Source organism: Treponema sp. HNW (genome assembly GCF_050320395.1).
GTDB lineage: Bacteria > Spirochaetota > Spirochaetia > Treponematales > Treponemataceae > Treponema_C.
Map to the genome: position 1 here is coordinate 1,891,972 of NZ_CP144459.1, position 17,732 is coordinate 1,909,703.

The 17,732-nt window shown below is 47.5% G+C and carries 13 protein-coding genes; 5 read left to right on the plus strand and 8 right to left on the minus strand.

Translation table 11 applies throughout. From position 1 onward, the window contains the following. Positions 1-23: 23 nt before the first annotated feature. The gene (locus V1L52_RS08755) at positions 24-2,537 is read right to left on the minus strand and encodes a chemotaxis protein CheW (RefSeq protein ID WP_428768832.1); all 2,514 of its coding nucleotides are present in this window, start codon (positions 2,535-2,537) and stop codon (positions 24-26) included. Positions 2,538-2,668: 131 nt separating this feature from the next. Between V1L52_RS08755 and V1L52_RS08760 the strand changes: the two genes are divergently transcribed. Continuing rightward, complete coding sequence (locus tag V1L52_RS08760; protein ID WP_428768834.1) at positions 2,669-3,874, plus strand: hypothetical protein; 1,206 nt, start codon at positions 2,669-2,671, stop codon at positions 3,872-3,874. On the opposite strand, the gene V1L52_RS08765 is transcribed toward V1L52_RS08760, so the two are convergent. From V1L52_RS08765 to ilvD, 3 genes are read right to left on the minus strand one after another with little or no spacing between them, the layout of a single operon-like run. Beyond that, positions 3,871-5,109: an LL-diaminopimelate aminotransferase gene (locus tag V1L52_RS08765; protein WP_428768835.1), complete on the minus strand. Its 1,239-nt coding sequence runs from the start codon at positions 5,107-5,109 to the stop codon at positions 3,871-3,873. The two genes, V1L52_RS08760 and V1L52_RS08765, sit on opposite strands and share 4 nt — an antisense overlap. Continuing rightward, positions 5,102-6,865, minus strand: a complete 1,764-nt coding sequence (ilvB, locus tag V1L52_RS08770; RefSeq protein ID WP_428768837.1) for a biosynthetic-type acetolactate synthase large subunit — start codon at positions 6,863-6,865, stop codon at positions 5,102-5,104. The genes V1L52_RS08765 and ilvB overlap by 8 nt, the downstream gene beginning before the upstream one ends. Beyond that, on the minus strand, positions 6,862-8,553 hold the full coding sequence (gene ilvD / locus V1L52_RS08775) for a dihydroxy-acid dehydratase (protein ID WP_428768839.1): 1,692 nt from the start codon (positions 8,551-8,553) through the stop codon (positions 6,862-6,864). The genes ilvB and ilvD overlap by 4 nt, the downstream gene beginning before the upstream one ends. Before the next feature lie 181 nt (positions 8,554-8,734). Here ilvD and ilvC point away from each other — a divergent pair, with 181 nt between their 5' ends. After that, positions 8,735-10,222, plus strand: coding sequence for a ketol-acid reductoisomerase (ilvC, locus tag V1L52_RS08780; protein WP_428768841.1), 1,488 nt, complete (start codon positions 8,735-8,737; stop codon positions 10,220-10,222). An 82-nt stretch (positions 10,223-10,304) separates the two neighbouring features. Here the strand turns inward: ilvC and V1L52_RS08785 are convergent, their stop codons facing one another. The 4 genes from V1L52_RS08785 to gap all read right to left on the minus strand — a co-directional run bounded on the left by V1L52_RS08785 (position 10,305) and on the right by gap (position 13,869). Continuing rightward, positions 10,305-10,925: a hypothetical protein gene (locus V1L52_RS08785; protein WP_428768843.1), complete on the minus strand. Its 621-nt coding sequence runs from the start codon at positions 10,923-10,925 to the stop codon at positions 10,305-10,307. A gap of 13 nt (positions 10,926-10,938) precedes the next feature. Then, the gene (locus V1L52_RS08790; RefSeq protein ID WP_428768845.1) at positions 10,939-11,850 is read right to left on the minus strand and encodes a hypothetical protein; all 912 of its coding nucleotides are present in this window, start codon (positions 11,848-11,850) and stop codon (positions 10,939-10,941) included. Between the two features lie 26 nt (positions 11,851-11,876). Beyond that, the gene (tpiA, locus tag V1L52_RS08795; RefSeq protein WP_428768847.1) at positions 11,877-12,626 is read right to left on the minus strand and encodes a triose-phosphate isomerase; all 750 of its coding nucleotides are present in this window, start codon (positions 12,624-12,626) and stop codon (positions 11,877-11,879) included. A gap of 244 nt (positions 12,627-12,870) precedes the next feature. Beyond that, positions 12,871-13,869, minus strand: coding sequence for a type I glyceraldehyde-3-phosphate dehydrogenase (gene gap / locus V1L52_RS08800; RefSeq protein WP_428768849.1), 999 nt, complete (start codon positions 13,867-13,869; stop codon positions 12,871-12,873). A 218-nt stretch (positions 13,870-14,087) separates the two neighbouring features. On the opposite strand from gap, the gene V1L52_RS08805 reads away from it, so the two are divergent. From V1L52_RS08805 to V1L52_RS08815, 3 genes are read left to right on the plus strand one after another with little or no spacing between them, the layout of a single operon-like run. After that, positions 14,088-14,840, plus strand: a complete 753-nt coding sequence (locus V1L52_RS08805) for an ABC transporter ATP-binding protein (RefSeq protein WP_428768851.1) — start codon at positions 14,088-14,090, stop codon at positions 14,838-14,840. Positions 14,841-14,859: 19 nt separating this feature from the next. Beyond that, positions 14,860-16,383, plus strand: a complete 1,524-nt coding sequence (locus tag V1L52_RS08810; protein ID WP_428768853.1) for an ABC transporter permease — start codon at positions 14,860-14,862, stop codon at positions 16,381-16,383. Positions 16,384-16,393: 10 nt separating this feature from the next. Continuing rightward, positions 16,394-17,728 (plus strand): ABC transporter permease, encoded by a 1,335-nt coding sequence (locus V1L52_RS08815; protein WP_428768855.1) that lies wholly within the window; start codon positions 16,394-16,396, stop codon positions 17,726-17,728. The last annotated feature ends 4 nt before the right edge of the window (positions 17,729-17,732 follow it).

Here is a 17,732-nt window from a genome sequence, read left to right on the forward strand (position 1 = left end):
CTGTCAGACCCCTTTCAAGCCTCTCACCTATCCTGCCGATTAACCGTTTGTTTTTCACGGGCACTCAATTCCTGCTTAACCCCCAGTTCCAACAGCTGACCGACATCGATAATAAGAGAAACGGAACCGTCGCCCAAAATCGAAGCCCCCGCAATACCGGGAGAATTGGCAAATTGATCTTTTAGCGGTTTTATAACGATATCTTCTTCGCCGATAAGCGAATCAACCATAATACCCAATTTTTTATCGGCGGTTCCGACTATAACGATAAAGGCAACTTCGGATTCCTGTGCGGAACGTATGCCGAACAGGCGGCCGAGCCTGAGTACGCTGATAACTTCATTGCGGACGCTCATGACTTCATAATTGTCTATGCGGTTTATTTCATCGGTACGTATGCGCTGACTTTCGATAACCGAAGCAATCGGAATTGAATAGACTTCCTGACCGACGCGTACCAAAAGCCCTTGGATAATAGCCAAGGTAAGAGGCAGCTTAATCGTAAAAGTTGTTCCCTTCCCGTGTTCAGAGGTTACTACAACCGTACCGTTTAATTTTTCTATTTGAGTTTTTACAACGTCGAGCCCTACACCGCGGCCGGAGACACTGCTGATTGTCTTTGAAGTGGAAAATCCCGCATCAAAGATAAATTGAAAGGCTTCCTGGTCGGTAATGATTTTATCCGGATGGATCAAGCCGCGTTCGACAGCCTTGGCGCGTACCGCATTGACGTCGATTCCCTTACCGTCGTCTTCTATTTCAATGACAATCATATTGCCTTCGTTGCGCGCCCTCAAGTTGACGGTACCGGTTTCGTTTTTACCGGCATTGAGGCGGACTTCCGGAGCTTCAATACCGTGATCCAGAGAGTTACGCACACAGTGCATAATAGGATCCAAGAGGTCTTCCACAACGGACTTATCCAATTCGGTATCTTCGCCTTCGATAATCAAATCGATTTTTTTATCCAAATCGCGCGAAAGGTCGCGGACAACACGGGGAAAGCGCGAAAAAATCTGGCTGATGGGCACCATACGGATTTTCATAACGCCTTCCTGCAATTCGCCGGCAATACGTCCGAGGTTTTGCGTATAAGAGCGGAATTTTCCGGCAAAATTTTTGAATTTTGAATCGAAGGTATCGAACATCGTATACAGAGAACCGAAGTTCTGGGTAACGACCGCTTTGATGTCCTTCATATTTTTACCGCTTTGAATACTTTCAAGGTAGTTCGGTATCTGCTCGAATAAGGCACGAACCTGGTCTTTGTAAGATGCTTCAATGCCCTGCAATTCGGACTGCAATTCGCTTACATGGGCGGCAGTTTGGTTAAAGGCCGCTTTTGCAATAACGGTTTCGCTTACGAGGTTCAAAAGATAATCAATGCGCTTTGAGTCGACGCGAAGGACGCTGCCGGTTGAAGAAGCATGGGCTGCAGACGCGGGGGCCGCTTTTTTTACCGCAGCAGCGGAGGCCGTCTTTTCCGCATCGGAGCCTTCTTTAGATACGGCGGGAGCTTCAGGTGCAGCCGGAGCTGTCCGTACCGGTTCGGCTGCGGGTGCGGAAACGGCAGGCTGTGATGCCGGTTCCGAAGAGCTCTTGACCGGAGCGGCAGCGGGCGCGGCGGCTGCCGGCTGTACCGAGGCTGCAGGCTTCAGCGCAGCGGGAGCCTCCCCTCCGGCAACGGCATCGTCAAGGGCGGCTGCATCGACTGCAAGCACCACATCGTCCAAAAATGCCGCATCTTCAATATCGTCGCCGCTGAGGGCCGTAGATATATAGTAGACAACTTGCGGATGAAAGGTGTCTTCGTATAATTCTTCAAAATCGGGAACGGTTTTTAATACACTTCCCTTTTCTTTCAGAGCCGCAAAAATCTGAATACCGCCTACCGAATTCATGGGGTTTGACTCATCGAATACAACCGTAACGCCCCAGAGTTTTTCGCCGGAAGCACACAATTGTTTTAATTCAAGCAAATCGTATTCGGATAAATAGCTTGCAGGAGACGGAAGAGAATCGGGAAGGTCTCCGGATGAAGCTGCAGGTGCGGCAGCGGCTTGGACTGAAGGCATAAACTGAGCCGCAGCGGCTTTTGCCGCCGAAGATGATTTTGAACCTTTGTCTTTTTTTGACCCGGAAGATTGAGCGAATGAATGCAGTTTGCTTTTTATCGGCTCGACATCTTCTTCGTAGACGGAACCGTTTGCCCGCGCTTCAAGCATAGCCTTGATAATATCGATCGACGATAAAAGCACATCTATGACATCTTCCGTAACCGGAATCGCATCGGAGCGCAATTCATCAAGCACATCTTCTACTGCATGCGTAAAGGTAGATAATTCGGTCATCTCCACCGTGGCGGAACCGCCTTTCAGGGTATGAGCTGCACGGAATATTTCGTCGATAGCCTCATGATTGGTCGGATCGTTTTCAATAACGAGAATGTTGCTTTCCAGATTTTCAACCTGCTGTTCGGCTTCGCTGAAAAAGTCTTTTAGCAATTCCTCGTTATTAATATCAAGGTAATCACTCATACTAATATATTTTATTCATATATTACGGATAAGTCAAGTAGAAAACACTTCAATATTGATATTTTTATCTTTAAAGTTTTTCGCTTTTTCTACCGATATATGTACGGGAAACCTCTCAGACGGAGAAAAAAATGACGGTTCTATTACGACACAGAAAGAAATACCTTGTTTTAATTATATGTTCGCTCAGCCTTGTATACGGATTTTCACTTGACATTTTTTCACATACCGTAAACGGAGCCGCTATCGATATGCTGCCCGGAAATAAAGTTGAACAAACCGAACTGCGCTTTCGGGGTTTTTACGGCGGACAGCTTCAAATCGGCAAAAGGCTCCTTTTAAATGCCGCCGTATCGGCAAAAACGGGGAATTTATTTTCCGATGTACGTTTTAGGGATATTGTCTCTTCGGCAAACCTTGATGAAGCGTCGCTGATGTACCGCTTCAAAGTGGAAAACGCTCTGGCGCAGTGGTCAATCTTTGCCGGAGAATATGAAGTTCCGGGTTCCGACAGCTTTATAAAAAAATATTTCGGTACCGAAGCTTTTTCTTCCGATTTAATCAAAAAAGAAACGGGTTTTGAAACGCCCGCCTTGTTTCCTTTAAACGGCGTGGGAACTTCTTTTATGATCAAATATGCCGTTCCGCTCGCCAATGCAGGTTACTTCTATTACAATGAAAAATACGGTAAAAAACGTTTAAACGCCGATTTCCGCATAGCCGGCGTTTCAAATATACTCATCAGCGACTTTTTATTCGGTCTAAGCTTACCCTTCGAAAGAAAGGATGCAAACGGCAACGACGTTGTTATGGTTATAAAAAGGGCGGATATACACGCAGGCCTCACCTTTTTGATAGGAGGTTCTCCCTTTTTTAATCTCTATATGCAAGCCGGTTTGGCACGCTTACAGACAAAACCCGAGGCGCCGGAAAAAATCGTCGATTTTTCGGACTTATACTTTTTATTTGAACCCCGCTTTGCGGCAGGAACGAGTCTTTTTTCCGTATCTTTGTTTTATTTTCCGGAACATGTATATAAAGACATTCCGTATATAGACCGGCCCTTGGGTGCCGCTCTTACGGTAAAATCGCTTCCCGTGGAATTCAGATCGGGACAGGGAGTATTCGGCTGTATTACATCGGTATCGGCGGCAAATCCGCTGACCGGAGCCTTTAGCGGCTTTTCGCTTGCATCGATATCGCTTAAAGCCGTTCCCTTTGCCGATATACGCATACGAAACGGAAATTTTAAGATTTTACTTCCGATTCGCCCTTTAAAATACACGCAGCCGAAAGAAGCGTTTTCATTGTCATTGTCATACACGATACGATTCTAAGCATCCGAGAGTTTAAAAGAGGCAAGGCGCCTGCACGCTTCAAGCACGTTTTCGCGGCCGCCGAAGGCGCTGAACCGTATAAAACTTTCACCCGAAGGACCGAATCCCGCGCCCGGCGTGGTGATTATGCGGCATTGTTGGAGAATCCTGTCAAAAACTTCCCAGCTTTTTCGGCCGGGAAACTGTGTCCACACATAGGGAGCATTGTCCGCCCCGTACACGCGCACTCCCCCTTCGGCAAAATTAGGCCCCTGTAAGGCTTTTTTTATAAGACGCGCGTTTTCAAGATAAAAATCCGTTAAAGAGCGCATTTCTTTTAAACCTTCGGTATCGAGGGCTGCAAGGCCTCCGTGCTGGGCTATATTCGAAGCGCCGTTAAAAACGGTAGTCATAATACGGTTCCAGTCGTTTATAAGGGGCGTTCCGTCGGCATAACAAAGGTTTTTAGGCACGACCGACCAGCCCAGGCGCACTCCGGTAAAACCTGCGGGTTTGGAAAACGAATTGATTTCAATCGCACACTTACGGGCGCCTTCAACTTCATAAATACTTTTCGGTAACGAATCGTCGCGTATAAAGGCCGAATAAGCGGCATCAAAGATGATAATGCAGCCTTTTTGCAGGGCATAATCGACGAGTTTTGAAAGCTCTTTTTTTGTCGCCGCAGCTCCCGTAGGGTTATTCGGCGAGCAAAAATAAATAAGGGAGTTTTCGGGAACAACCGATACATCGGGGAAAAAGCCGTTTTCGGCCGTGCAGGGCATGTAGACAATACCCGCATAGAACTCCGATGACGGCAGTGAAGCCTGTGCCGAGCCGATGATAACGGAACCGTCAACATACACCGGATATGCAGGATCCTGCACCGCAGCCCGCACTTGAGAGCCGAATAAAAGCTGTATGCGGCCGATGTCGCATTTTGCGCCGTCCGAGATAAAGATTTCAGAGGCGTCGGCCAGCCCCGGATAGAGCACTTCGGCAATCTTTGTGCGTAAAGCGCTTAAGCCCTGCTCATCTCCGTAGCCCGAATAGCCTTCTCGGGTGGAAAGACCGCGGGCATAGCGGGCCATCGCTTCGCTTATATGGGGCGTTAAGGGCTCGGTGGTGTTTCCGATACCCAAACTGATAACGGGAATACCGGGGTGTGAAGCTTCAAAGGCTTTGCGGCGGGACGCGATTTCGGGAAACAGGTATCCGGCTTTTAAAGCCTTAAATGCGGGGCTGCGTTCAATCATTCTCTATCTCCAATAATGTATCGTCTATGGCCTTACCTGCCGGAACCATGGGCAGTACGTTTTCGTCAATATCGATATAGCTGTCTATTAAAACCGGTTCGCGCTTTTCGGCATAAAGGGCAAGTTCAAGCGCTTTATCAAAGGCCGAGGCGAATTCGGCTTCATCGTGAGCACGGAAAGCCTTTATATTGTAGGCTTCGGCAAGTTTTACAAAGTCGGGGCCGCGGTCGAGGGTGGTTTGAGAATAGCGCTTATCGTAAAACAGTTTTTGCCATTGGCGCACCATGCCCAGAGTGCCGTTGTTTACCACGATGATGATAATCGGAAGTTTGTAATACTCTATCGTTGCAAGTTCGGCACAGTTCATTCTGAAAGAACCGTCACCGGCAATGTGAACGACGGGGCGATCGGGTTTACCGGTTTGAGCTCCGATAGCGGCACCGGTTCCGTAGCCCATAGTGCCCAAGCCGCCGGAGGTTAAAAAGCTGTGCGGCAAAGAAAAGGGATAAAAAAGAGACGCCCACATTTGGTGCTGCCCTACTTCGGTAGTGATAATCGCCGTTTCACCGATTTTTTTGTGAATGTATTCAAATACGAATTTGGGGTGCAGTTTTGTTTTTTTTGCATACATCGACGGAATATGTTTTTTCCATTCTTCGATTTGAGCGTTCCACGGCGATTTTTCTTTTTCGGCAACCAGCGGGATTATGCGTTTTAACAATGCTTTTACATCGCCGGCCAAAGCGCAGGCGGCGGGAACGTTTTTATTCAATTCGGCGGCATCTATATCGATATGCAGAATTGTACTGTCCCGGGCAAAGGTTGAAGGATTGGAAATAACGCGGTCGGAAAAGCGCATGCCCAAGGCTATAATAAGGTCGCTTTTATTTACCGCGCAGTTTGCCGCCTTTGTTCCGTGCATGCCGACCATACCCGTATTCAATTCGTGTTGAGCGGGAAAAGCGGATTTTCCCATAAGGGTTTGACATACGGGTATCGAAGCTTTTTCCGCCAAAAGCCGCAGTTCTTTCCATGCGTCCGCACATAACACGCCGCCTCCGGCACAGATAACCGGGCGTTCCGCCCGATTTATTAAGTCGGCGGCACACTTCACTTTTTCAGCGCTGACGGGCGGAGGATTTGCCGCGCGGGCAAGAGCGCCGAGTTTATGAATACAAACGGAAAGCTCGGTGATACCGTCGGTGATACCGCCGGTGCTATCGCTTTTTTTCACCGGCTCGTATTCCGTTACGGCCGCCGTTACATCCTTCGGAATATCGATAAGTACGGGACCGGGTCTTCCCATAGAGGCGATAATAAAGGCTTCGCGCACCGCCGCGGCAAGCTGTTCGATATTCCGTACTATGTAGCTGTGTTTTGTAACGGGTGTCGTAATTCCGGTTATATCGATTTCCTGAAAACTGTCCTTGCCGAGTAAATGCGTTGCAACGTTACAAGTAATAGCAACTAAGGGAACGGAATCCATGTATGCCGTGGCGATTCCGGTTACGAGGTTTGCCGCTCCCGGGCCGCTGGTTGCAAGCACAACCCCCGTTTTTCCCGTCGAGCGGCTGTAACCGTCGGCGGCGTGGGCGGCTCCCTGTTCATGGGCGGTTAGAATATGGCGTATGCGGTGCCGGTTTTTATACAGTTCATCGTAAATATGGAGGATGGCGCCGCCCGGATAACCGAATACGGTATCCGTTCCCTGTTCAATCAAACATTCGATAACTATTTGTGCTCCGGTTAATTTCATTGCAGTACGGCTCCTTCATCGGCTCCCGATACCAGTTTTGCATAGCGCATAAGGCAGCCGCTTACCTTTGATTCGGGTATCTTATATTCGGCTTTGCGCCGTTCAAGTTCTTCATCGCTTACTTCAAGGCGTATCGAATAATCCGGTATGCTGTAGGATATGATGTCGCCGTCGCGCACCAAGCCGATAGGGCCTCCGGCAGCCGCTTCGGGACAGCAGTGGCCGAAAGAAGCGCCGCGGGTCGCTCCGGAAAAACGCCCGTCGGTAATGAGGGCGACATCCTTGTCCAAGCCCTGACCTGCAAGGGCCGCGGTTACGGCAAGCATTTCGCGCATACCCGGCCCTCCCTTCGGACCCTCATAGCGGATAACAACCACATCTCCCTTTTCGATTTTTCGCTGTTCGACCGCCTTATAGCACGCTTCTTCCGAATCGAATACCTTTGCCTTTCCCGAATACTTCATTAATTCGGGGGCGCAGGCCGAACGCTTTACGACGGTTCCCCCGGGCGCCAAATTGCCGAACAAAATCGCAATACCGCCTTCAGCCGCAAAAGGATTTTCTATCGGGCGGATAACTGCGGGGTTGCGGTTGCGCGCATGAACTATGTTTTGTGCGATTGTGTTTCCCGTTACGGTTATCAAGTCCGTTTCGATAAGATGTTTTTTATCGAGTTCGGCTAAAACGGCGGGTATACCGCCGGCTTCTTCCAAATCGCTTATAAAGGTGCTGCCTGCAGGAGCAAGACGGCAGAGGTTCGGGGTGCGGTTCGATATCGTATTTATCATGTGCAAGTCTATGCGCACGCCGGCTTCGCGGGCAACGGCGGGTAAATGGAGCACGGTATTGGAACTGCATCCGAGGGCCATGTCGGCGGTTAAGGCGTTGTAAAAGGCTTTTTCGCTTAAAATCTTTCGTGCGCTTATATTTTTTTCGAGCATCTTCATAACCGCCATGCCGCTGTGTTTTGCAAAGGCGATACGCTTACCGCTTACCGCCGGTATCGTGCCGTTTCCCGGAAGGGCCAAGCCGAGCACTTCGGTAACGCAGTTCATACTGTTTGCGGTAAACATTCCCGAACAGGAGCCGCAGCCGGGGCAGGCACTGTGCTCCACTTCGTCCAATTCGTCTTCATCTATTTTTCCCGCAGAATGTGCTCCGACGGCTTCAAATACGTCGGAGAGGCTTAAGCCGCGTCCTGCATAAGGATTGGAGCAGTCCGGTCCGGAACAGCTTGAGATTTTTCCGGGAAGCATGGCGCCGCCCGAGCATACAACGGTCGGTAAATCGAGGCGGCCTGCGGCCATCAGCATACCGGGAACCACCTTGTCGCAGTTGGGAATCAGTACAAGGGCATCGAATTGATGTGCCTTTGCGACACATTCTATGGAATCGGCGATAAGTTCGCGCGTAACAAGGGAATAGCGCATTCCTTCGTGGCCCATAGCGATACCGTCGCATACTCCTATGGCGGGAAACTCTATCGGAGTTCCTCCTGCCATACGGATACCCGCTTTAACGGCTTCGGCAATTTTATCCAAATGGGTATGGCCGGGAATAATTTCGTTTTTTGCACAACATACGCCGACAAGGGGCCTATCCAACTCTTCCCGTGTATAGCCCATTGCCCAAAACAAAGAACGGTGAGGCGAACGGTGCACTCCTTTTTTGACATTATCGCTTTTCATAAATCGCTCCGTTTTCGTATTTTAGTGATTAGTATTCAACGGGTCAAGCTGAAAACGGGAGAAAGTTTAAATTTTACTAAAACTATTGCAGTATTTATACAGTTTTTACGGTTTTCCCCTTTACCTTTACTCACATTTTCGCTAGTATAAAACATCAGGATACAAGCTTGAGGAGGCATGTATGGAAAAAACGAATTATTTTAACGCAATCCCCTGGAGGGAAGCTCTGTTACAGCTGGGCCGGTGCCGCTTTATGGAGAGCGTCGAATTTGCAGACAAAGCCGAAGTTTTGCGGGGTAAAAAAATTGTCATCATCGGCTGCGGAGCACAGGGCTTAAATCAGGGCTTGAATTTGCGCGACAGCGGATTAAATGTAAGCTATGCCCTCAGAAAGGAAGCAATCGACGCAAAACGCGCTAGCTGGAAAAACGCAACCGACAACGGTTTTACAGTCGGCACCTTTGAAGAACTGATTCCTCAAGCCGATGTAGTGGGAAACCTAACGCCGGACAAACAGCATTCTTCGGTGCTCGAAAAAATACTTCCCCTCATGAAAAAAGGTTCCGTACTGTGGTACAGCCACGGCTTTAACATCGTAGAAGAAGGTATGAAAATCCGCCCCGACATAACGGTTGTTATGATGGCGCCCAAGGGGCCCGGCTCGGAACTGCGCGTCGAATATGAGCGGGGCTTCGGCATTCCCACCCTGATTGCCGTTCACCCCGAAAACGATCCCGAAAACAAGGGGTTGGAAGCGGCAAAAGCCCTTGCCTATGCAACAGGGGGAAGCAGGGCCGGCGTTTTGGAATCTTCGTTTATAGCCGAAGTTAAATCGGATTTAATGGGTGAGCAAACCATTTTATGCGGTATGCTCCAAACCGGAAGTATCCTCTGTTTTAACAAGATGACCGCAGAAGGAATCGATGCAGGTTATGCGGCAAAACTGGTTCAATACGGCTGGGAAACCGTATCCGAAGCGATGAAATGGGGCGGCGTTACGGGAATGATGGACAGATTGTCCAACCCCGCAAAAATCAAAGCCCATACCCTGAGTAAAGAATTAAAAGCGATTATGTCCGATTTGTATAAAAAGCACATGGACGATATTATAAGCGGAAAATTCAGTCAAACGATGATGAATGATTGGGAGGCGGGTGACAAAGACCTTTTAAAATGGCGCGAAGAAACGGGAAAAACCGCCTTTGAGCAAACGAGGGCCGCCGATACGCCGATACGCGAGCAGGAATACTTCGACAAGGGGATTTTAATGGTCGCCATGCTTAAAGCGGGCGTTGAACTTGCCTTTGAAACGATGACCGCGGCGGGCATCAAGGCCGAAAGCGCTTATTACGAAAGCCTGCACGAAGTTCCGCTTATAGCAAACCTTATCAGCCGCAAAAAGTTGTATGAAATGAACAAGGTTATTTCCGATACGGCAGAATACGGCTGTTATTTATTCGACAACAGCTGCCGTCCCCTGCTCGCCGATTTTATGTCGAAGATTCATACCGATGTTATCGGAAAAGGCCTTGAATTACGGGACACGGGCGTAAACAATGCCGAACTGGTCGCCGTAAACGCGGAAATCCGCAATCATCCGGTTGAAACGGTCGGTAAAAAACTGCGCGGCTATATGACTTCGATGAAGGCGCTGGTAAGCACCCGCTGATACGGTTTAATTGCACCGGAAGGCCGCCTGCTGAAGAAAATGTCATGCTCAATCTTCTTTGGCCGGGGCGGCCGGTTTTATTTTAAATCCGCTTTGTCCAAATGCCCGAATTATGCTCATGAACAAAGCCGAGCCGCCTTATATAGGGAACGTGCACCTTATCGGGCACCCTCGTTATAAGACATTCATAGCCCTGATTTTTCCAAAAACTCAAGTCTTTGACAAAAAAGTGACGCCCGACGGCAAGGTCGCGGTATTCGGGAACTACAAAATCTATAAAGATTTCGGCGGTTTTTTCTCCATCGAATTCGGCCGGAGAATAAGCCAAAAGGCCGGCTATATCGTCGTTGCGGAAAAAAAAGGCGGCCTTTTTGCTTTGTGAAAAAGCTTTTGCACCGAACAGTTTTTCAATTTCTTTATGATTTTTATTGTAAAAACGGCTTACCAGCGGATTGTCTTTTTCGACATACATAATTTCAAAATTATCCTGAACCCTGATCATTTTAAGAAAATAATAGACGTCGATAATTACAATGCCGATATTTAAAACGGCTGTAGGAAAGGAAGAGGTACTCAGTGCAAAAATCACAAAGAGCACACTGCCGGCGGCATTTATGATGCGCAGTTTTACAAGCGACTTCATAGTCAGCGATATAAATACGATAACGGAAGCAATATAGCCTAAAATCTCAATAAAGCTCATATACATTCCCGCACTAATCGATATCGGAAACAACCGTTTCCGGCGGATTTTCCAAAAGTTCGGGATTTTTTAAGTATTTGCGCAGTTCGTGAAAAGCCGAAGCATAATAAAAACCGTCGCAAATGCGTTCGTCCGTTGTAACCGCCAAATCCAAATGACGTACTCTATGCACACTGCCGTCGCGGGCAATTTCCGTAGACTTGCGCACTGTACTGAAGGTAATAAAAACCGGTGCGTTTCCGAAATCATATAGGTGATGGAAAATAGGCTGAATACCCAAAGAACCCATCGATGAAAAAACGACGGAACAGTGAAAGGGGCTTAAGCGGCGCAAGCGTTCCGGAAGCCAATTGTGAAAATCGAGCCATGTTAACAGCGCGACTGCTCCCTTCAGTTGAAAACGCGGCATATAGCCGAGAACGCGGGCAAGTTTATCGAAGGCGTTTTCTTTTTCTTCTTTTTTGTTTTGATATGCTTCTATTTTTTCAGTCATTTGGCTGAATATATCGGTAACCGTCGCCCTATGATCGAAAAAGAATTTCATCATGGTTTCTTCGGCTTCCAAAGTCATTGCCTTTTTTACCGCCATAACGACTTCTATGTTGTGTCGCGCATACAGTCTTAATCCGCTTAAAAAGCGGTTTATACCCGGACGCTGCGAAATGGTCCTGACATAGGCGGCTATAAGTACATGCATAATACCGAAACCTGCCAATCCTTCTTCCCGCTTTTTATGTACAAAATGCTCAACGGCCGAAAGATTTACACTGTCTTGAAAGAGGTTTTGAGAGCCTATTCTGTCGGGCATAATAAAGGGGGCAACGACCGCCATAGGTTCTATAGAACGGATACGGCGTCCTTCCGCCCTATCGCCGAAACGGCGCTTTGACGGAAGGAAGGGGGTCTTTACTTGTTTAATGTGCATATCCATAAAGCTCCCGCTTTAGAGTATCAATAGGTTTTGCAGATGGGCTCGAAGGTATCGACTTTAAGAGAAGCGCCGCCGATAAGACCGCCGTCCACATCGGGCTTTGCAAGCAATGCCGCGGCATTTTCGGCTTTCATGGAACCGCCGTATTGAATGATAACCTTGTCGGCCGCTTCGCGCCCGTACATTTCGGCAAGGATGTTGCGTACATACACGTGAATTGCCTGTGCATCGTCGGCGGTTGCCGTTTGTCCCGTTCCGATTGCCCATACGGGTTCGTAGGCGATAGTAACCTTTGCAAGTTCGGCGGCGCTGACGCCTTCAAGTCCCTTGCGGGTTTGCTCTTCGCACACCTTTTCGGCTTTACCTGCTTGGCGCTCTTCCAAAAGCTCGCCTATGCACAAAACGACTTCCAAGCCGTGTTTTAAAGCCAGCTTGACTTTTTTATTAATCATCGCATCGTCTTCTTTATAGATGTGGCGGCGCTCCGAGTGTCCTAAAATAACGGCTTGTACGCCCAAATCTTTAAGCATAAGTACGGATACTTCTCCCGTATGTGCGCCGGATTCTTCGGTGGACATGTTTTGCGCACCGAGCAAAATATTGGAACCCTTTAATACCTGAGCAACCGCATCGAGGTTTGTAAACGAGGGGGCAACCATGTATTTGTTTTTTCCGTCTTTTAAAGCGGCGACAAGGCCCTCGGCAAGTTCAACCGCTTCGGCCTTTGTTTTGTTCATTTTCCAGTTTCCGGCAATATAGTATTGTCTCATATCTAATCTCCTTAGCCGCCCCGCAACAGCAACGGATGCCCCGTAATGCTCCGGGCGGTAATAGTTTAAACAGCCGCATGCTGCGGCATTTATCAAAGCTTACTATAGCATTTTTTATCGATTGTGCGCAAGGGCGGGACGCAAAAAGACAAAAGATTTTATACATAAAAAAACCGCCCGCTCTTATAAAGGGAAACGGACGGTCTTTTATAAAACGATGTTACAAATTATTTTGCAGCAAAGCTTATTTTGCAACGACGCGGATCATTTCGCAGAGTTTATTCGAATAACCCCATTCGTTGTCGTACCATGAAACAACCTTTACAAAGGTCGGGTCGAGGGCGATACCGGCTTTTGCGTCGAATACGGAGGTGCGTGCTTCCCCGCGGAAATCGGTGGAAACAACGGCTTCGTCGGTGTAGCCGAGAATGCCTTTGAGTTCTCCTTCGGAAGCTTTTTTCATAGCGTCGCAGATTTGCTCATAGGTGGCTTCTTTGTTCAATTCGACGGTTAAGTCTACAACCGAAACGTCGGAGGTGGGAACGCGCATCGACATACCGGTCAATTTGCCGTTTAATTCGGGCAATACCTTGCCTACGGCCTTAGCGGCGCCGGTTGACGAGGGGATGATGTTTTCGAGAATACCGCGTCCGCCTCTCCAGTCTTTTTTGGAGGGTCCGTCAACGGTTTTTTGGGTAGCGGTGGCGGCGTGAACGGTGGTCATAAGACCGCGCTTAATGCCGAATGCATCGTGCAATACCTTGGCCAAGGGGGCAAGACAGTTTGTGGTGCAGGATGCATTGGAAATAATATCTTCACCCTTGTAGTTTTTGTGGTTTACACCGTATACGAACATGGGGGTAGCGTCTTTGGAGGGAGCCGAAAGAACGACTTTTTTGGCTCCTGCGGTAATGTGTGCGCGGGCAAGTTCATCGGAAAGGAAAAAACCGGTGGATTCGACTACGACATCGGCACCCACTTCGTTCCATTTTAAGTTTGCCGGTTCTTTTTCGGCGGTTAAACGGATTTTGTTGCCGTTTACAATCATTGTGTTTCCGTCGATTTTTACATCGCCTTTAAAGCGGCCGTGTACGGAGTCGTATTTAAGCATATACGCAAGATAATCGGGATCGAGAAGGTCGTTGATACCGACAATCTGAATATCGTTTGCGAAGTTTTGTACAGCGGCGCGGAACACCATGCGGCCGATGCGGCCGAAACCGTTAATTCCTACTTTAATCATAAGAGCACTCCTATCTCTATAAAATTCTATCCTATGATAGAGAAATTGAGGACAAAAGTCAAGAACAATGCATATTCTCACAAAATATTTCCGAAGAAAAAACTCCCCCCTTTCCATATTATACTTGACATAGTATTGTAAAACAGATACTATTCAAGGGTAACAATTTATTGTTATATTTATTGTTCAGTTATTGTTCAATTTATATCGGAGGATATATGGCCATAGTACAGGTAAAGGATTTACGCAAAACCTACCCTTTAGGCAAGGTGCAGGTTGAAGCGGTAAAGGGTGTGGATTTTTCGATTGAGCGGAGCGAGTTTGTGTCCATTTCGGGACCATCGGGTTCGGGGAAATCCACTATTTTAAATATGATAGGATTGATTGATACGCCCACAAGCGGCTCTCTTATCATTAACGATGAAAATATTTATGCGGAGGCCGATTTTACCTCTCTTTCGAAAAGTCAAAATAAAAAGGTAAAAATTCCCGGAAGACTCGATAAAAAAATGACCTCGCTTCGCCACGAGTATTTGGGCTTTATTTTTCAATCATTTAACCTGATTCCGGTTTTAAACGTGTATGAAAATATCGAGTTTCCGCTTTTGTTCGGAGCGCCTAAGGGAACAAAGACGCAGACGGCCGAATGGATTGACTACCTTATCGAAAAGGTCGGCCTTACCGAATGGAAGCATCACAAGTCGAACGAGCTTTCAGGCGGTCAGCGCCAGCGGGTTGCCATTGCACGCGCCCTCGTTACCAAGCCGCACATAGTGCTTGCCGACGAGCCAACGGCAAACCTCGATTCCAAAACGGGTAATCAGATTCTTGAATTGATGAAAGAAGTGAATAAAGAAATAAAAACCACCTTTATTTTTTCGACCCACGACGCAAAGATTGTCGATATGACAAACCACCGCATTAAGATTTTGGACGGTCTTGTCGTCGAAGATGTAAAGATGAACGCATAAGAGGCACAAGCGGAATACGATGAATACGATAGTTTTAAAAATGGCGGCAAAAAATCTTTTTGCAAACAAGGCAAAACTGATTATTACCCTGTCGCTCATAGGTTTGGGAACTTTTTTTGTTATATCGGGCTTGGGCATTTTGAATTTTGCAATGAAGCAAACCCGCGATGTGTGCATAAGCGATTTTACCGGCGATATTTTAATTACGGGAAAGTCGGACCAAAAGGGTGTTAATGTGGAGCTTTTGGGCGCATATCAAAGCGTCAGTGTAAGCATGGATTTACCGAAAATGCCCTACGTACTGCCCTTCGAAAAAATCACGGACAAACTGCGCTCGATGCCGGAAATAAGGGATTTTACCTCTTCCACGGTTGCCTTGTCCGTTCTTAAACCGGCCGATTTACCCGATTCGTGGAAACCCGCACTCGCCGATATGCGCGAACGCCCTTATATGTACACATTGGGCATAGAGCCGCAAAAATACCGCAGTGTTTTCCAAACAGCCGAATTATACGAGGGCGATTATCCTTCTTCGGATAATGAAAAATTCGTATTGATTCCTTCGGAAGTAAAAGAAAAATACGAAAAATATTATGCAAAGGAATTAAAAGTCGGCGATGAAATTATTATGACTGCCCTTATGGGAAAAAAAGCAAAGCAGCAGCGGGTCTTTGTAAAGGGCTTTTTTACCTACGCACATCCGGACACGGCGATATCGGAAATAGCCTATGCCGACACGGACACCGGCCGCATTCTTGCCGGTATGACACTCGGTGCGCGTACCGCTTCGAGTATACCCGATTCAATCGATTTAAGCCTTTCGGAAAAATCGGAAGACGAATTGTTCGGAAGCGACGACGCTTTTTCGCTTTTTGAAGAGGACGCTTCGGCCGAAAACAAAACCGATTTCGATAATCTTTTGGGAAGCACGGAACTGCGCGACAGGCTGAACCTTGCGGATAACGAAGCGTGGCACCATATAGCCGTCAAGCTTAAAGATTCGTCAAAAACCGCAAGCCTTGTAAGAAATTTAAACACCTGGTTTGCCGAAGAAAATATAAATGCGCAAGCTTTAAATTGGAAGGGCGGCATGCGCTCCTACGTTCAGGCAATAGGGGCAACCCGCGTGTTGTTTATAACCATGCTGGTAATTCTTGCGGTTACCGTTTTAATAGTCATTATGAATACGCTGGTTGTCGCGGTTATGCAGCGCAATGCGGAAATCGGTACCATGCGCGCAATCGGGGCTAAAAAAAGCTTTGTACGCAAAATCTTTTTTACCGAATCCTTTTTTATGTCTTTTGCAGGCGTATGTATCGGCGTAATTCTCGCGCTTATAGCCGCCCTCATTGTCAACTCGTTGGATATAGAATTGAACAGAACGCTTTCGGCTATGTTCGGCGGTAAAAGAATGCGCATACATATTTCCATGCTGTCGATTGTCGGAACAATGTTTTCGATGTTTGCGGCGGGAGTCATTGCAAACTGGTATCCGGTGCGGCTTGCCTTAAAAATCAGCCCGCTTGAAGCGATAAACCGTTAAGGAATTACAAATGAATATATTGAAAATTGCATTCAAAAACTTAAACCGGCAAAAGAGGCGCAGTATGTTACTGCTGCTTGCCGTCGCCTTTGCCTTTTTAGTCGTTGTGTTTATGGACGGTATGACCGCCGGCGCCTTAAAAAGCATGAACGCCGAAATAGCAAAGGTTGTAGGCGGCCACGTGTATATAATCGGTGCACAAAAAGAGGCCGACAAAGACGAGGATGATGAAGCTCAAACATATTTGGACGGCCAAGCGGTTCAAACGGTTGAACGCATTGTCAAAGAAAGCGGCATAGAAGCCGAATACATTATAAAACGGATGCGCAACGAAGGCAAACTCATCTTCGAAGGTAAAGAAGCAAGTTCGCAAATCGACGGCTGCGACTTTGAAAACGAAAAGCTGCTGCACGACAGTATTTTATTCAAAGAAGGAAGCTGGGAGGGCATGAAAAAAGAAAACGCCCTTTTGCTTTCCGAAACAACCGCTAAAGCTTTAAACGCCGGCCTTCACGATGTCGTCTTATATGAAACCGAAACCGCAACGGGACAGCTGACGGTTGCCGAACTGCAAATTGAAGGTATTGCCGTAGACCGCTCGGTTTTCGGCAGTATTACAAATTATATCAATTTCGAATACGCACAAAATATAAGTCAGCTTCCCGAAGACAGCTTGGAAGTGTATGCGCTTTTTCTTAAAAATCCGGAAATGCAGGAAACGGCCGCAAATCATATAGCGGAAAAGCTTGCAAAAAGCGCAGAGGTTATCGATAGAAGCCTTGCAAAAAAAACAAATCCGTCCAATCCGGGAAACTATATGTTTTCGCAGCTGAGCGACGGAAAATGGGAAGGCACCAAATACGCCGTTATCAGTTTTTTCGACTTTGCGCCGCAAATGGTAACCCTTATGCGTACATTGCAGTTTGTAAGCTTCGGCGTTTTAGCCGCCCTTTTGCTTATTACGATGATAGGTATTTCAAATACTTTTAAAATAATCGTACACGAGCGTAAGGGAGAAATCGGCACTATGCGCTCCTGCGGAGTCGGACGCGGCAGTATACGCGCCCTGTTTATTGCCGAAGCTTCGTTTTTATCGATTATCGGGGCGGCAGCCGGTTTTGTACTTGCCATTATCATTATGCAGGTTTTTGCCCTTATACCGATTGCAAAGGATTCTTCGTTTGCGGTTTTTACAAAAAACGGGCATTTTACGTGGATTTTATCCTTTGTACCGATTGCCGTAAAATTCCTTACCGTTTGGGTTTTAACACTGCTTACGGTACTCGGCTCGGCATCGCAGGCGGCAAACATGGTTCCGGCCGAAGCGCTGCGGACGGGAAAATAAAATT

Excerpts from the sequence above, each read along its gene's own strand:
- tpiA (WP_428768847.1), bottom strand. The coding sequence starts at position 12,626 with ATGAGACAATACTATATTGCCGGAAACTGGAAAATGAACAAAACAAAG.
- V1L52_RS08765 (WP_428768835.1), bottom strand. The coding sequence starts at position 5,109 with ATGATTGAACGCAGCCCCGCATTTAAGGCTTTAAAAGCCGGATACCTG.
- V1L52_RS08785 (WP_428768843.1), bottom strand. The coding sequence starts at position 10,925 with ATGAGCTTTATTGAGATTTTAGGCTATATTGCTTCCGTTATCGTATTT.
- V1L52_RS08805 (WP_428768851.1), top strand. The coding sequence starts at position 14,088 with ATGGCCATAGTACAGGTAAAGGATTTACGCAAAACCTACCCTTTAGGC.
- V1L52_RS08810 (WP_428768853.1), top strand. The coding sequence starts at position 14,860 with ATGAATACGATAGTTTTAAAAATGGCGGCAAAAAATCTTTTTGCAAAC.
- ilvD (WP_428768839.1), bottom strand. The coding sequence starts at position 8,553 with ATGAAAAGCGATAATGTCAAAAAAGGAGTGCACCGTTCGCCTCACCGT.
- V1L52_RS08790 (WP_428768845.1), bottom strand. The coding sequence starts at position 11,850 with ATGCACATTAAACAAGTAAAGACCCCCTTCCTTCCGTCAAAGCGCCGT.
- ilvC (WP_428768841.1), top strand. The coding sequence starts at position 8,735 with ATGGAAAAAACGAATTATTTTAACGCAATCCCCTGGAGGGAAGCTCTG.
- gap (WP_428768849.1), bottom strand. The coding sequence starts at position 13,869 with ATGATTAAAGTAGGAATTAACGGTTTCGGCCGCATCGGCCGCATGGTG.
- V1L52_RS08755 (WP_428768832.1), bottom strand. The coding sequence starts at position 2,537 with ATGAGTGATTACCTTGATATTAATAACGAGGAATTGCTAAAAGACTTT.
- ilvB (WP_428768837.1), bottom strand. The coding sequence starts at position 6,865 with ATGAAATTAACCGGAGCACAAATAGTTATCGAATGTTTGATTGAACAG.
- V1L52_RS08815 (WP_428768855.1), top strand. The coding sequence starts at position 16,394 with ATGAATATATTGAAAATTGCATTCAAAAACTTAAACCGGCAAAAGAGG.
- V1L52_RS08760 (WP_428768834.1), top strand. The coding sequence starts at position 2,669 with ATGACGGTTCTATTACGACACAGAAAGAAATACCTTGTTTTAATTATA.